This window comes from Lentzea sp. NPDC058450, assembly GCF_042721395.1.
GTDB lineage: Bacteria > Actinomycetota > Actinomycetes > Mycobacteriales > Pseudonocardiaceae > Lentzea.
This window is the reverse complement of record NZ_JBHXLO010000045.1, coordinates 1-14,678: the sequence shown is the minus strand read 5'-3', so window position 1 is coordinate 14,678 and position 14,678 is coordinate 1. Positions and strand designations below refer to the sequence as shown.

Annotated in this window: 11 protein-coding genes; 1 reads left to right on the top strand and 10 read right to left on the bottom strand. The window is 70.8% G+C overall.

The window, feature by feature from the left end:
• Positions 1 to 28: 28 nt before the first annotated feature.
• The 10 genes from rpsI to ACFWNN_RS41690 form a co-directional block, all read right to left on the bottom strand.
• A complete protein-coding gene (gene rpsI / locus ACFWNN_RS41735; RefSeq protein WP_382445518.1) occupies positions 29 to 580 on the bottom strand; it encodes a 30S ribosomal protein S9 in 552 nt (183 codons plus the stop codon).
• A 26-nt stretch (positions 581 to 606) separates the two neighbouring features.
• Positions 607 to 1,050 carry a 50S ribosomal protein L13 gene (gene rplM, locus ACFWNN_RS41730; RefSeq protein ID WP_189160352.1) on the bottom strand — a complete coding sequence of 148 codons (444 nt, stop codon included), beginning with the start codon at positions 1,048 to 1,050 and terminating at the stop codon, positions 607 to 609.
• A gap of 261 nt (positions 1,051 to 1,311) precedes the next feature.
• Positions 1,312 to 1,593 carry a WXG100 family type VII secretion target gene (locus ACFWNN_RS41725; protein WP_382445517.1) on the bottom strand — a complete coding sequence of 94 codons (282 nt, stop codon included), beginning with the start codon at positions 1,591 to 1,593 and terminating at the stop codon, positions 1,312 to 1,314.
• A 74-nt stretch (positions 1,594 to 1,667) separates the two neighbouring features.
• Positions 1,668 to 1,976, bottom strand: a complete 309-nt coding sequence (locus tag ACFWNN_RS41720) for a WXG100 family type VII secretion target (protein ID WP_382445516.1) — start codon at positions 1,974 to 1,976, stop codon at positions 1,668 to 1,670.
• 147 nt (positions 1,977 to 2,123) lie between these two features.
• Positions 2,124 to 2,513 (bottom strand): hypothetical protein, encoded by a 390-nt coding sequence (locus ACFWNN_RS41715; RefSeq protein ID WP_382445515.1) that lies wholly within the window; start codon positions 2,511 to 2,513, stop codon positions 2,124 to 2,126.
• A gap of 15 nt (positions 2,514 to 2,528) precedes the next feature.
• Positions 2,529 to 4,337 (bottom strand): type VII secretion-associated protein, encoded by a 1,809-nt coding sequence (locus ACFWNN_RS41710; RefSeq protein ID WP_382445514.1) that lies wholly within the window; start codon positions 4,335 to 4,337, stop codon positions 2,529 to 2,531.
• A 159-nt stretch (positions 4,338 to 4,496) separates the two neighbouring features.
• Positions 4,497 to 7,160: a BTAD domain-containing putative transcriptional regulator gene (locus ACFWNN_RS41705; protein WP_382445513.1), complete on the bottom strand. Its 2,664-nt coding sequence runs from the start codon at positions 7,158 to 7,160 to the stop codon at positions 4,497 to 4,499.
• A 254-nt stretch (positions 7,161 to 7,414) separates the two neighbouring features.
• Entirely contained in the window at positions 7,415 to 10,099 is a 2,685-nt protein-coding gene (locus tag ACFWNN_RS41700) for a BTAD domain-containing putative transcriptional regulator (RefSeq protein ID WP_382445512.1), read from the bottom strand.
• Between the two features lie 181 nt (positions 10,100 to 10,280).
• Positions 10,281 to 10,433 (bottom strand): hypothetical protein, encoded by a 153-nt coding sequence (locus ACFWNN_RS41695; protein ID WP_382445511.1) that lies wholly within the window; start codon positions 10,431 to 10,433, stop codon positions 10,281 to 10,283.
• Positions 10,434 to 10,562: 129 nt separating this feature from the next.
• Positions 10,563 to 13,268, bottom strand: a complete 2,706-nt coding sequence (locus ACFWNN_RS41690) for a BTAD domain-containing putative transcriptional regulator (protein ID WP_382445510.1) — start codon at positions 13,266 to 13,268, stop codon at positions 10,563 to 10,565.
• 751 nt (positions 13,269 to 14,019) lie between these two features.
• On the opposite strand from ACFWNN_RS41690, the gene ACFWNN_RS41685 reads away from it, so the two are divergent.
• Positions 14,020 to 14,678: IS30 family transposase (locus tag ACFWNN_RS41685; RefSeq protein WP_382445509.1), on the top strand; the 659-nt coding region annotated here is incomplete at its 3' end.

Below are 14,678 nucleotides of genomic sequence, written 5' to 3'. Positions count from 1 at the left end.
TCCCGCAGGTACAGCTGGTGAAGCTAGATCAACGCTTCGAGTACTGAGGCGCCTTGCGGGCCTTCTTCAGACCGTACTTCTTGCGCTCCTTGACCCGCGGGTCACGGGTGAGGAAGCCGGCCTTCTTGAGGACCGGGCGGTCCTCGGAGTCGACGGCGATCAGCGCACGCGCGATGGCGAGACGCAGCGCACCGGCCTGGCCGGTGATGCCGCCGCCACGCAGGTTCGCGATGACGTCGAACGTCTCGGGCTTCTCCGTGGTGACGAGCGGCTCACGGATGAGCTGCTGGTGCACCTTGTTCGGGAAGTACGCCTCAAGGGTCTTGCCGTTGAGGGTGAACTTGCCGGTGCCGGGCACGAGGCGGACGCGGACGACGGCCTCCTTGCGGCGACCGACGGTCTGCGCGAGGTGCGCGGCGCCGTTCAGCGCGGGGGCGACGGCCACCGGTGCGGAGGTTTCCTCGACGACCTCGGCCTCGTCGGCCTCAGCCTCAGGAGCCTCGACGACCTCGGCCTCGACAACCTCGGCCTCGACCTCGGGGGTCTCGACCTCAGGGGTCTCGTTCTCAGGGGTGGTCACAGGAACTTCCTCGGTGTACTCGTCGCTCACTGGGCGATCTTCTTGATCTCGAAGGCCTGGGGCTGCTGCGCCTCGTGCGGGTGGCTCGGGCCTGCGTAGACCTTGAGCTTGTTCGCGATCTGACGGCCAAGGCGGTTCTTGGGCAGCATGCCCTTGATCGCCTTCTCCACCAGGCGGTCCGGACGGGTGTCCAGGACCTCGCCGAAGGACTGCTTGCGAAGACCACCGGGGAAACCGGAGTGGCGGTACTGGAACGCCTGGTCACGCTTCGCGCCGGTCAGGGCCACCTTGTCAGCGTTGATGATGACCACGAAGTCACCGGTGTCAACGTGAGGGGCGTAAGTCGGCTTGTGCTTGCCGCGCAGCAGCGTCGCGGCCTGGGTGGCGAGCCGGCCGAGCACCACGTCCTGGGCGTCGATCACGTGCCAGGTGCGGGTCACCTCACCGGGCTTCGGGCTGTACGTGCGCACGGATCTACCTCGTCGTCACTTGCGTCTGGGGTCACTGCGGCGGTTGCCCCAGACCGATCTTGGACTTGCCAAGCGGTGGTTCCGAGACAGGCGCGGCACACATGGGCGCCAGCTACCGCACAACAACGTCAGAAGATACCGGATGGGTGGTGCGGGGACCAAAACGGGTCCTCCGAAGCCACCTGCCGAGGACATACGCGAGCCCCGGACCACGTGGTTCCGGGGCTCGCGAAGGGGTCTAGCACCTGCGGAAGAGCAGGCTTACCAGCGGCTGGCGTTCTGCTTCTCAGCGGCCTCGTACGCCTCGCCGGCCTGGCCGACGGCGGTACCGATGGCGGCGAGCACCTTCTGCAGGTCGGCAGCGGCCTCGTCCCACTTGCGCTGCGCGGCCTCGTACTGCTCACGAGCCTCACCCGCGTAGCCGGCGAGCGTCTTGGTGACGTCGGCGCGGAGGTCGGACAGCTGGCTGTCGATCTGCGTGGCCGAGCTGTTGATGGTGCTGGACGCGTTCTGGATCTCCGCGAAGGTGACCGTCAGTGCCATTTCATCTCCCCTAGAAGTCTTGGTTGTTCAAAGAAGTCGAGCAGGTACTGCGAGAGCCCGGAGGGGCCCGGGCATCAGCCCTGGAGGCGGCCGGCGAGGTTGCCGATCGAGGACCGGTTGTCCTCTTCCTGGCGGGCGTAGACGTCCGCGGAGCTCGCGATCGACTCGGAGATCGTGCGGAGGGCCTCCTGCAGCTTCTTCGCGTCGTCGGCGAAGCGGGCCATCAGGTTCTCGAACGCGGTGGCGGCCTCACCGGTCCACGAGGCGCGGACGGTGTCCACGGCGCCCTGGACCTGACGGAGCGTGCCCTGCGTCTGGCTGTCGACGTCCATGATCTTCTTGGCCAGGGCGTCGAGCTCGGCTGCGGTAACTTCCAATGCCATTGGGAGATCCCCCTTCAGAGAACGTCAGGTCGTACTTCTTGGTTCGTACGCCTCTTCCGACGCAAGACCCTGCCATGCCGGTTCCGCTCTGTCGCGACTTCTTTGGAAGTAGTTGCGCTAGTAAACGGCTCCGGGTGAAACCGCGTGTCAGTAGAGGATTCGCGACTGCGAAAAGTCCTCGTCATCGTCACTCACACGGGGAAGCTGACCACTCGGACCGGCGACGGCGGCGGAACCCAGCGTGGCCACCGTCTCCGTCTCAACTGGACGCTGAACGACCGGTTCGGGCGTCTCCGGCACCTGTTCGACGGCCAGACCGCGGTCGGTGCGGAACCCCGTGGCGGCCTCCCGGACGTCCGCGGGAGTGGCCTGGGCACCGGGCTCAGCGCCGCGCTCGCGGGCCTTCGCCGCGAGGTCACGCGTGCGTTCCCGCAGCTTGGCGTTGCGTTCACCGATCTCTCCCGACGCGCGGCGGGCGCGGGTGAGAGCCGCTCCGACCTCGGCGCGGAACCGGGTGAGGACCTCGGTGGCGGACATCGGCGACTCCCTGGATCACTTGATGACGAGCGAGCGGACGACCTGCTCGCAGGCGGTGCGGACCTGGCCCTGAGCGGCCTCGGACGCCTGGCAGCCCACGCTCACCTGGTGCTCACCGGAGAACTGGATGTACCACTCGACACCGGTCTCCCCGACCGCTTCGCGATAGTGAACAACAGACTTCCCCGCGAATGTGGCGTTGTCGGCGAAGTCGGCGACACCGTTGCCTTTGCTTTTGCGTTCCTCATACGTGTTCTTCAACTCGCTCAACGCGCGCGCACGATCCCGGTTGCTGTCGTACGTCAGAATTTGCTCCTGCACAGCAATACGCGCGCCGGGTTGTTTGCTATTGGAATTCTCGCGCTCAATCGGTTGCAAAAGCACCTGTCGATCAACGGCGGCGCCGCCGATCTGCTCCCAGCCGTCGGGGAGGACGAAGCTGTAGTCGTAGACGGCGATCTGGTTGCCGGTCGGGCCGGGCGGGTTCTGCGGGTCGTCCTTCTGCTTCAGCCAGAAGTAGCCGCCGACACCGGCCGCGACGAGCACCACCACCGCGCCGATCGCGACGAACAACGCCGTGCGGTTCTTCTTCGGCGGCGCCGGAGGGCCTCCCACCGGAAAGGCGACGGGGAACTGGCCGGGCGGCGGCGTGATGCGGCGGGTGATCTTGCGGGTGGTCTCCTCGCCGACCCGGATGTTGTGAGTCACCTCACCCGACGGCGCCGGCTGCTGCTGTTGCGCGACGCCACCGGTCCGTTCGGGATCGAGACTCACGGCCCGCAGCGCGCCGCGGGCCACCACCGTCTCCGGCTGGTCGATGCTCGTGGGCACCACCCGCAGCTGCTCGTGCACGAGCCGCGCGACGAGCGGGATCCGGCTCGACCCGCCCACCAGGAACACCCCGGCGAGCTGCTGGGGCACGACCCCGGCGTCGCGGACCGCGGCCCCGGCGAGCGCGGCGGCCCTGCCGAGCGGCGCGGCGATCAACTGCTCCAGATCGGACCGCGTCACGTGCGCGTCGGGAAAGGGCGGCGGCATCGGCACGTCCGTGTAGGCGTGCCGGGACAACGTCTCCTTGGCCCCGCGAACGTCCTGCCGCAACACCCGCCGCTTGCGCCGGTCGGCCATCTCGCGCCCCTCGACGAGCTGCCGCCACGCCTCCGGATCCTTGGCCGCGACCAACCCGCCGACGTGCTCCAGCAACGCCTGGTCGACGTCGGCGCCGCCGAAACTCGGGTCGCCCTTGGCCGACAACACGCGAAAGCTCTTCCCGGCCCTGGCCACCACGCTCGCGTCGACCGTGCCCCCGCCCAGGTCCAGCACGGCGAGCGTCGCACCGTCCGGCACCGAGTGGCTGGCCGAGTGGAACACAGCGGCCGCCACGGGCTCCGGCACCAGCACCAGCTCCCGTCCGAGCCCCCGTGCCGCCTGCATCAGCACCCGAGTGCGCACCGTCCCCCAGTCAGCGGGGTGGGTGAGCACCAGCAGATCCACCGGAGCGCCCCCGGCTACGCGCCGCGCCTCCCCGACAGCCCGCGCCAGCACCGCGCGCACAACGTCCACAACGGGCAGCACGGTGCTGCCGAGCAGCAGTTCCCCCTCATCGACCCGGCGCTTCGGATGGGGCTCGTACCGGGCGGGGTCCACAGCGGCCTGACGCTCGGCCTCCTGCCCGACGAACAGGGTTCCGTCGGCGGCCGCGAACACGGCGGACGGCACCAGCGGCTGGCCGTCGAACACGACGACCTGCGGCTCCCGCCCGTGCGCGGAGATCGCGACGCAGGTGCTGGACGTGCCGAAGTCGACCGCGACGTGCAGGCTCATGCACTTCCCCTCTTCCGCGCACATGCTTACCCGATGCGACCGGGCAGGACGACACGGATGACGAAGGTCGCCGGGAAGAGTTCAGCGCATCGCGCCACCCACGTCCGCCCCGGGGTCGTTCCGGGACCGGCGGGCGTCGGCGCGGATCCGGCGTTCCGCCTACTCGAGCTCGGCCAGTCTGGCCGCGAGCGCCTCGGCCTGCTCCTCGTCCAGTTGACGCAGCAGATCCACCGCACGTCGCCAGGCCACGACGGCATTCGCGGGCTCGTCGAGCTCGACCAGGGCGTCGCCCAGGTCCCGCAGCGCCACTGCCTCGTACATGGAGTCACCGAGCTCGGCCAAGGCCTTGGCAGCAGGTTCGAGCACGGCCACGGCTTCGACGTGCCGTCCGAGTCCGGTGAGCGCCTTGCCCCGCACGGCGTGCAGCCGCGCGAGCACGTGCTCGTCCTCGTCGTCGATCTCGGTCGCGAGGACGACGGCACGGTCGCTCGCGACGAGAGCCTCGTCGTGGCGACCGAGCAGGTTCAGCATGTGAGCGACGTTGGATCGCGCGGCGCTCTCCATGTATCCGTTGCCGATCTCGGCGCTCACCTCGGCCGCCAGGCTTGAGGTGGCGAGGGCCTCCGCGGTCTGACCGAGGGTCTCCTGGTGCGCGGCCAAGTTGATCAGACCGGCCGCCTCCGCGGTGCGTTCCCCTGCTTCGCGGACGAACCGCAGTCCCTCCTCGAAGCTGGCCAGCGCGTCGTCCACGCGTCCGAGGTCCGAGTAGAGACCAGCCTGCTTCAGCAGCAGGAACCCCTGCTCGCGCGCAGTCCCGAAGGTCTGGACCGCCTCGAACATCTCGATCGCTTCCGACCAGCGCGGCTGGTTGTAGACGAGGAACCTCTCCAGGTGCGTCGGGATCAGCAGCGCGAGCCGTTCCCAACCGCGTGCCGCGGCCTCGCGCAGGACCGCGTGGAGGTTGTCCCAGTCCTCCCGCACCCACGCCAGCGCGTCGAACCGCGAGACGAACCCGCGGGGCACCACGCCCGACGTGATCTCGTCGGCCCGCACCAGCGCGATCGGTTTCTCCACCAGGGCGGCGTTCTCGAGGGAGTGGACGTACCACTCGGTGATCCTCAGCAGGGCTGCCTCGTCGTCACCGCACAGCTCGGCCGCATAGGCGCGCAGCAGGTCGTGCAGGCTGTAGCGCCCGGGGGACGGCGTCTGCACGAGGGCATCGGCGACCAGCCGCTCCAGCAGCCGCCTGGCCTGCGTCACCGACACGCCGGCCAACGCGGCGGCAGCGCTCACGTCGAAGTTCTGACCGGGGTGCACCGACAACAGCCGGAACATCCGTGCCGACTCGTCGTCCAACGCCCGGTACGACCACGAGAACACCGCACGGACGTCCACGTCGTAGAAGTCGCTGAACGCGTCGAGCCGCTCGCTGCGCAGCTCGGCCACGAACTCCCGCAACGGCACGTCCGGGAAGCGCGCCACCCGTTCGGCGAACACGCGCAGCGCCAACGGCAGTCCGGCACAGCGTTCGACGATCTCGCGCGCGGCCTCCGGTTCGGCATCGAGCCGCGGTTCACCGAGCACGACCGCGAGCAACGACCGTGCCGCTTCGAACTCCAGCTCCCGCAGACCGATCGCGGTCGCGTCGTGCTGGGAGACGAGCGCGCGAAGCTGGTTCCGGCTGGTGATCAGCACCCGCACCCCGGCAGCCGCGGGCAGGAGGGGAAGGACCTGGCGTGCCGACGCGGCGTTGTCGAGCAGGAGCAGCAACCTCCTGTCGACCAGGGTGGTGCGCAGCAACGCGAACCGGGCTTCCGCGCCTGCCGGGACCTCGTCCACACCGAGCCCGATCAGCAACGTCTCCGCCGCGGCGGCGGGGTCGACCGGCTGCGCGTCGGGATCGAACCCGCGCAGGTTCACGTAGAGGTCGCCGTCCGGGTAGTTCTCCCGAACGTCGCGAGCCCACTGCAACGCCAGCACGGTCTTGCCGACGCCGCCGACACCGTGCACGACGGTGACGCCCGCCGTCGCGGCGAGCTCCCCGAGTTCGTCCTCGCGGCCGACGAAGTTCCGCACACCGTGCGGGAGCTGACGCGGCACCCGAACACGCCTGCCGGGAGTCACCTCGGCGCGCAGGATCCGCTGGTGCAACTCCTGCAGCGCGGGACCGGGGTCGACGCCCAACTCGTCGGCGAGACGGCTCCGCACGTCCTGGTACGCGTTCAACGCCTCGGCCTGGTTGCCCGACCGGTACAGCGCGAGCATCAGGTGCGACCAGAACTGCTCACGCAACGGGTGATCAGCGACCAGCGACCTCAGTTCCGCCACCAGCTCACCGGACAACCCCCTGTCCAGATCCGCGTCGATGCGCCTTTCGAGCACGGTGAGCCGTTCGTCGATCAGCCGCGGGACGTCCTCGCGGTGCAGGACGTCCGACACGACGTTGCCGAGCACGGACTCCCGCCACAACGCGGCGGCCGCGCCGAAGTCACCTGACCCCGCGAGAGCCCGGAACCGCAGCAGATCCACCTGATCGGGTTCGACCACGGCGGTGTAACCACCGGTCCGGGTCTGCACGCAGTCCGCCTCGCCCAACGCGACCCGCAGCCGCCGCACGACCATGTGGAGCGTCTTGTGCGCGCGGTCGACGTTCGGCGGCGAACCGTCCCACAGCCGGTCGACCAGCTCGTGCACCGGCACCAACTGGTTGGGGCGCAGCAACAACGCGGCCAGCAGCAGGTGGCACCGTCCGGAGGGGACCGCCACCGGTTCGCCGTCGAGCAGCACCTCCAGCGGACCCAGCACGCGGTATTCGGCTCGCACACGTCCCTCCAGATGATCGGCAGTCCAGACACGCTGTGGTCACAGCGTGAGCGAAGTGTGAGCGCCCTCGGGCAGGGTTCTCCACAGCGGTGCTGGTGGCGAAGTCCTGGGGGGCCACCAGCACCGCTCATCACTTCCCGCGCGCAGCAGGTCCCGGCACGCGCTCGAAGCATCGAGATTCCCCGGCAACGTCACTCTCGCCGAACTCGTTGGGGCGCAACAACTACGTCGGCGGCAACGTCTGCACGCGACGGTCACCGGTCACCCCCGGACAGCTCGGCGAGCTGCGCCCGTATCTTCTCCGCCGCCCGCACGTTGCCCATCGTCTCCCGCAGCACCAGGGCCGCCCGCAGCGCCACCACCGCGTCCTCCTGGCGACCCGCCCGCAGGTGCGCGTCCGCGAGGTTCTCCAGGGTGACCGTCTTGATGGAGTCCGGCAGCTGGTCCGCGGGCAGCGCGAGCACCTGCCGGAACGTCGCGACGGCCTCGGTGAGGTCGCCGCGCTCCAGGAGCAGCATCCCCCGCGTGTCCAAAGTGGACGCGGACGCGTCGATCATCCCCGCCTCCCGCACGACGGCTCTCGCCTCGTCGTTCACGACGAGCGCGGCGTCGAACTCCCTGAGGCCCACCAACGTCATCGAGTAGTTGTTCAACGCGATGGCGAGACCGGACGGCGAGCCCTGTTCGCGCCGCTTCGCGATGGCCCGTTCGTGCATGGCCTTCGCCGCGGCGAGGTCACCGCTCATCGCGTGGTTGATCGCCCACTGGTCCAGGGTGACCGCGATGCCGTGCAGGTGCCCGATCTCCTCCCGCACCCGCAACGCGGCGGCGTACTCGACGGCGGCCTCGGGGAACGAGCCCAGCATCGAGAGCGCGTTCGCGAGCGAGTGCACGGTGACGCCCTCCGCGTACCGGTCACCGGCCGCCCGCGCGGCCGCCACCGCGACGCGGTACAGCTCGATCCGCTCGGCCGGTCGCTGCCGCAGGGAGAGGTAGCCGAACATGACGGTCGCGAGCTGCCACGCGTGGGCGTGCAGGCCGTGCGCGCCCGCGAGCCGCACGACCGCCAGCAGGTTGTCGTGCTCGGCCTCGCACCAGGCCGCCGCGACCGCCGAGTCCTCGAACCGCACGGGCCGCACGCCGGCGGGCAGCGGCAGCAGCTCCAGATCCGGGCGGCTGCGGCGGAGCAGCCGGTCCGCGTTGTCCACCGAGTGCAGGCAGAAGTCCAGCAACCGGCGCACGGCCGCGTCGCGGTCCTCCGCCGAGTCCTGGTCGTGCAACGAGCACGCGTACTCGCGCACCAGGTCGTGCACCACGTACCGGCCGCGCGACCGTTCGGCGACCAGGTGCATGTTCGCCAGCCTCTGCAACGACCTGCGCACGTCGGCACGGCCGCGCCCGTCCAGCGCGGTGGCGGCGTCGAGGGAGATGTCGGGGCCGGTCGGCAGGCCGAGCAGCCGGAAGAGCAGCGCCGTGTCGTCGTCCAACTGGCTGCACGACGTGGCGAACACGGCCTCGACCTGGCTCATCAGCCCGCCGGCCGAGGTGAGCTCGTCGACCAGCGCGCGGAGGCTGAGGCCGGGTTCTTCAGCCGCCCGGGAGGCCGCCACCGCGAGGGCGATGGGCAGGCCGGCGCAGAACGCGACGAGGTCGGCGACGGCACCGGGTTCGGCGGCCACCCGCGCCGCGCCGAGCCGGGCGGAGAGCAACGCGGCGGCGTCCTGCGGGCCGAGCACGCCGAGGGTGAGCGGCACCGCGCCCTCGCGGACGACGAGCCCGGTGAACCGGTTGCGGCTGGTGATCACGACCAGGCAGCCCCGGCCCGCCGGCAGCAGCGGGCGGACCTGCTCCACGTCCCGGGCGTTGTCGAGCAGCACGAGCACGCGCCGGTCGGCCAGCACGCTGCGGTAGAGCGCGGCCCGTTCGGGCAGGTCGGCGGGAACGGCGCCGCCGGACACCCCGAACGCGCCGAGGAACGAGGCCAGCACCTCGGCGGGGTCGGCCGGCGCGGAGGCCGGGTCGAACCCGCGCAGGTCGGCGTAGAGCTGCCCGTCGGAGAAGCGATCGGCGACCGCGTGGGCCCACCGCACGGCCAGCGTCGTCTTGCCGATCCCGGCGGTGCCGTCCACAGCGGTGATCACGACCGCGGCCCCGCTGGTGGTCACCTCGGTCAGCTTCGTGAGCTCCGCCCCGCGCCCGGCGAAGTGCTCCGGCACCGCGGGCAGCTGCTGCGGGGTGCCCGTCCGGTCGAGCAGCCGGGCGCGCAGGTCGCGCAACGGCGGCCCCGGCTCGACCCCGAGCTCCTCGTCGAGGTGCTCGCGGATCTCCTCGTACGCCGCCAGCGCCTCGCCCTGCCTGCCCGCCTGGTGCAGCGCCTGCACGAGCTGCGCCCAGAACCCCTCGCGCAACGGGTGCGCGGCCGTCAGCTCGCGCAGCTCGCCGACGAGCTCGGCGCCCCGGCCGCGGGCGAGGTCTGCCTCGATGCGCCTGCCGTGCACCACCAACCGTTCCTCGACGAGCGGCGGCACGTCCTCGCGGTGCAGGTGCGCCGAGACGACGTTGGACGCCACGTCACCACGCCAGTGCGCGAGCGCGGCGGCGAACTCGCCGGCCGCCGCGAGCCGCCGGAACCGGGTCAGGTCGAGCCGTTCCGGATCGACCTCCGCGAGGTAGCCGCCGGTGGCCGTGCGCACGCAGTTGGCGTCGTCCAGCGCCATCCGCAGCCGCCGCACGACCATCTGCAACGTCTTGTGCGCGCGGTCGAGCGTGGGCGGCTCGCCGTCCCACAGCCGTTCCACCAGCTCGTCCACCGACACGAACCGGTTGGGCCGCAGCAACAACGTCGTCAGCAGCACGCGCCCGCGTCCGGCCGGAACCGGAACGGGCACACCGTCGCGCAGCACCTCCAGCGGCCCGAGGACGCGGTACTCGACGTTCATGGCTCCTTCACCCGTTCGTCCACCGTGGGAGGCAAAAGCTGTGTGACCGATGTGTGAGCGGCACCCGGCACAGTGGTCACCAGCCGAGGACGACAACTGCGAGACATCGGCTGGGGGGCCGCTGTCGTCCGGCGCCGTCGCGGTACACCTCTTCCACCGCGGCGGCGCCTCGGCGGTTGCCTCACGTTTCCGGTTCGAGTTCGACCGGCGCCTCGGCGCGCGTGACGAAACGACTCGACCGCAGCGGGACACGACATCGCCCGGCGGGAATCGCGACCTGCTCACCGTTGGGCAACGTCTCCAACGGCCCCGGCACGTGGTACTCGGCTCGCACAGGTCCCCCCAGGTCGAGCCCAGTTTAGACGGTGCGTGATGGCAGTGTGAGCGAAGTGTGAGCGGGGTCCGGCAGAGTGGTTCTCAGCGGTGCTGGTGGCAAAGGTTCCTGGGGGGCCACCAGCACCGCTCACTCGTTTCCGGGCCGGCCCAGCGACGAAAGCAGCGCCCGCACGTCGTCCGCCTGCGCGTTGCCGAGGTCGTCGTAGACGTCGAGCGCGGCCCGGTAGTGGCCGCGGGCCGCGTCCAGCTCGCCCAGCTCCCGTTTCATGTCGGCCAGCCGCACGAGCGTGTCCGCCTGGTAGTGGCGGTATGACAACGTTGCCTGCAGCTCGACCGACCTGAGGTAGTTCGCCTCCGCCTCCTCGTACCGGCCGAGCGCGCGGTAGATGCTGCCGAGGGTGTCGCGGTTGGCGGCGACCACGGTGTCCCGCTCGTCCGGCACCAGGTCCAGGTACATGTCGCGGGCCTGCTCGGCGCGGGCGGCCGCCTCGATGTGGTCGCCCAGCTCGTGGTGCAGGAACGCGAGGGACGCCGCGATGCTCGCCAGCTCGATGCGGTCGCCGCTCCGCGTGGCCACGGCCAGTGCGCGTTGCAACGGGTCGAGCGCGCGCATGTGCCTGCCCTGCCGGGAAAGCAGGTACGCGAGGCCGCGCAGGTCGTTGGAGAGGCCGATCAGGTCGCCGAGCCGTTCGTCGAGGGCGACGGCCGCGCGGAGCTGGCGCTCGGCCTCGACGAACTCCTGCCGGGGGATGAGGCACGACACCAGGCCACGACGGGCCCGGCACTCGCCTTCGAGGTCGCCCGCCCGCAGCGCGGCGGCGACGGCCAGCCGTTGCAGCCGCTCGCCCTCCCGCCTGCGGCTCGTCGCGAGCAGGAAGTGCCTGATGGCCCACACCGTGCGCCACACGTGACCGTCGAAACCGGCCTCGGCCGCGGCCATCACGGCCGGGCCGAACACCGCGCGTTCCTCGGCGTACCAGCGGTCGGCGTCGGTGCTCACGTCGAACGCGAGCACGACCGCGCCGTGGGCCGGGGCGGGGGTGGTGATGGGCTGGCGCAGCGGGTCCGACTTCATGGCCGCGACCAGCGCGGAGTGCATCAGGTGGTCGAAGAACCGGCGTTGGGCCTTCTCGCGTTCGTCGGCGGACAACCGATGAGCCGACTCCTCCGCCGCGTACGACCGCATCAGGTCGTGCAGCCGGTAGCGGCCGTTCTGGCTGTTGATCAGGCTGTAGCGGGCCAGCTCGTCCAACGCCTCCTCCGCCGGCCACCCCGTGAGGCTGGTCGCGGCGGCCTCCGTGACGTCGGGGCCGGGGTGCAGGCCCAGCAGCACGAACAGCCGTGCCGCCACGGGGCTCAGGCAGCTGAACGTCCAGGAGAACACGGCCCGCACGCTCGTCAGCGGGTCGTCGGTGTCCAACGCGTCGAGCGTGGCGTGTTCGAGCTCCTCCACGAGCATCTTGAGCGGGTGCTGGTCCAGCGTGGCGCGCGCCGCCGTGACCGCCAGCGCCAGCGGCAACCCCGCGCACAGCTCGACGAGCCGGTTGGCGGCCTCGGGTTCGTCCGCGACCCGTTCCGCGCCGACCCGGCCGCCGAAGAGCACCATCGACTCCTCGGGCCCGAGCACGTCGAGCTGCACCACGTGGTGCTGCGTGACCAGGCCGCGCAAGCGGTTGCGGGACGTGATCACGGCCAGGCTCTGCTCACCGCCGGGCAGCAGCGGCCGCACCTGGGCGACGTCCCGCACGTTGTCGAGCAGCACCAGCACCCGCCGCCGCGCGAGCACCGCCCGGTAGCTCTCCAGCATCGCGTCGGTGCCCGCCGGGATCTCCCCCGCCGGCACCCCGAGCGCGAGCAGGAAGTCGCGCGCGGTGTTGACGGGGTTGACCGGCGCCCCGGTCGGGTCGAACCCGCGCAGGTCGCTGTAGAGCTGCCCGTCCGGGAACTGCCCGGCGATCCGGTGCGCCCACTGCACGGCGAGCGAGGTCTTGCCGACGCCCCCGCTCCCGTTGATCACGACCTGCCCGGACGCCCGCCCCGCGTCGAGCCTCGCGAACTCCGCCTCCCGCCCCACGAAGTGCGGCAGCACCGTCGGCAACTGCCGGGGAACGTGCTGCGGCACGTGCCGCGCCTGCACGGAGGTGAGCACCTGCTGCTGGGCCTTCCGCAGCCGTTCCCCCGGCGTGACACCGAGCTGCTCGGCCAGCACGACGGAGACCTCCTGGTACGCGGCGAGCGCGTCCGCCTGCTGCCCGCTGCGGTGCAACGCCACCATCAGCTGGGCCCAGAACACCTCGCGCACCGGGTGCTGATGGGTGAGCGTCCGCAGCTCGGGCACCAGATCAGCGGCGACGTTCCGCTCGAGGTCCCCGTCGATCCGCGCTTCGAGAGCGTTCAGCCGCTCCTCCAGCAACGCGGGCACCAACTCCCGGTGCAACGACTCCGACGCGACGTTCGCCAGCACCGGCCCGCGCCACAACCGAGTGGCCGCACCGAACTCACCACTGCGCACGTGCGCGCGAAACCGCAACAGATCGAGCTGCTCGGCCGTGACGACGGCGACGTACCCACCGTCCCGAGTCCGCACGCAACTGGCCTCACCCAGGGCCCGCCGAAGCCGCGTCACCACCATGTGCAACGTCTTGCCGGCCCGGTCGGCCTGAGGCGGCGCCCCGTCCCACAACCGCTCGACGATCTCACCGACGGACACGAACTCGTTGGCGCGCAACAACAACGTGGCCAACAGCACCCGGCAGCGCCCGGCCGGGACAACGACCGGAACACCGTCCCGCAGGACTTCGAGCGGCCCCAGCACGCGGTAGTCGACCCGCACGTCACCCTCCCGTCCGCTAGGTGACCGAGCGCCGAGTGTATGGGCGGGAACTCGGTGTGACCGAAGTGTGAGCACCAACGGGCAAGGTAGGCAGCAGCCGGAACGGAGAGGGTGACATCGGAAAGTCCTGGGGGGATGTCACGCTCACCGAAAAACCCCCTGGCCACGCCTCCCAGTGGTGTGGCCAGGAGAGGAATCCGGTCATGGGGGAACCGGACAGTCCCCTGCTGTTCGGTTAAGGCCCGCAGCCCTGGCTGCGGGCCTTATTCACGTCCGGGGCACGCGTCATCAAGACGTGAGCGATGCGTGAGCGGCGTGCGGCAGAGTCACCCTCAGCCAGTTCGGCCGGGCCGGGTACCTGGGGGGACCACCAGGCCGAACACGATCCGGAACGCCGCAGCGGCCGCCTCCCTCTTGACCGCGCCGGCGTTCCGGATCAGGCACCGGGGGGCAGGTAGTACACCCCTGCTACCTGCACGGGCCCGCGGCTTCGGCCGCGGGCCCGTTCTGTTTGGAGGCCAAGGCGGCGGCAGGCTGACGCAAGGGTCCCCTCGGCTGTCGGCTCCTTGGGGTCAGTGGGTCGTTGCAACGCTCCTGGTTGGAGGGTTGTGTGGGTGTTCCGAAGGTGTCTCGGGATGTGCGGGTTCGGTTCTGGGCCGGGATTGCGAGTGGTCTGGGTGTGACCGCCGCGGCGAGGGCCGCGGGTGTGTCGTGGCCGACGGGTCAGTTGTGGTTCGTTCAGGCTGGCGGTGTGCGGGGTAACGGAACGAGGCCTGTGACGGGCCGGTATTTGTCGTTCGAGGAACGGGAAGAGATCGCGCTGGGGCGGGCTGCGGGCCTGTCGATGCGGGAGATCGGCCGCAGGCTGGGCCGGCCGGCCTCGACGATCAGCAGGGAGATCACCCGTAACTCGCGGACCGCGCGGCCTCGGCGCTATCTCGCCGGAGGAGCACAGGCCAAGGCCGACCAGCGGGCGCGGCGCCCGAAACCGGCCCTGCTCGCGGTCAACGCCCGCCTGCGTGCGGAGGTCCAGCAGCGGCTGGCCCGCCGGCACTCACCCCGCCAGATCAGTGCCAGGCTGACACTCGACTTTCCAGACGATCCGGAGATGCGGGTGTCGCACGAAACGATCTACCAAGCGTTGTATGTGCAGGGCAGGGGCGCGTTGCGCCGTGAACTCGCGACGTGTCTGCGGACCGGCCGGGCCTTGCGCCGCCCGCGGCGCAAGCAACACAAGACCGGCCGCGGTCAGATCCCCGGCATGGTGATGATCAGCGAACGTCCCGCCGAGGCCGACGACCGCGCCGTCCCAGGTCATTGGGAAGGCGGCCTGATCATCGGCAAGGACAACAAGTCCGCGATCGGGACCCTGGTCGAACGCGCCACCCGCTACTGCCTGCTGCTGCACCT

Excerpts from the sequence above, each read along its gene's own strand:
- ACFWNN_RS41710 (WP_382445514.1), bottom strand. The coding sequence starts at position 4,337 with ATGAGCCTGCACGTCGCGGTCGACTTCGGCACGTCCAGCACCTGCGTC.
- ACFWNN_RS41725 (WP_382445517.1), bottom strand. The coding sequence starts at position 1,593 with ATGGCACTGACGGTCACCTTCGCGGAGATCCAGAACGCGTCCAGCACC.
- ACFWNN_RS41715 (WP_382445515.1), bottom strand. The coding sequence starts at position 2,513 with ATGTCCGCCACCGAGGTCCTCACCCGGTTCCGCGCCGAGGTCGGAGCG.
- ACFWNN_RS41700 (WP_382445512.1), bottom strand. The coding sequence starts at position 10,099 with ATGAACGTCGAGTACCGCGTCCTCGGGCCGCTGGAGGTGCTGCGCGAC.
- ACFWNN_RS41720 (WP_382445516.1), bottom strand. The coding sequence starts at position 1,976 with ATGGCATTGGAAGTTACCGCAGCCGAGCTCGACGCCCTGGCCAAGAAG.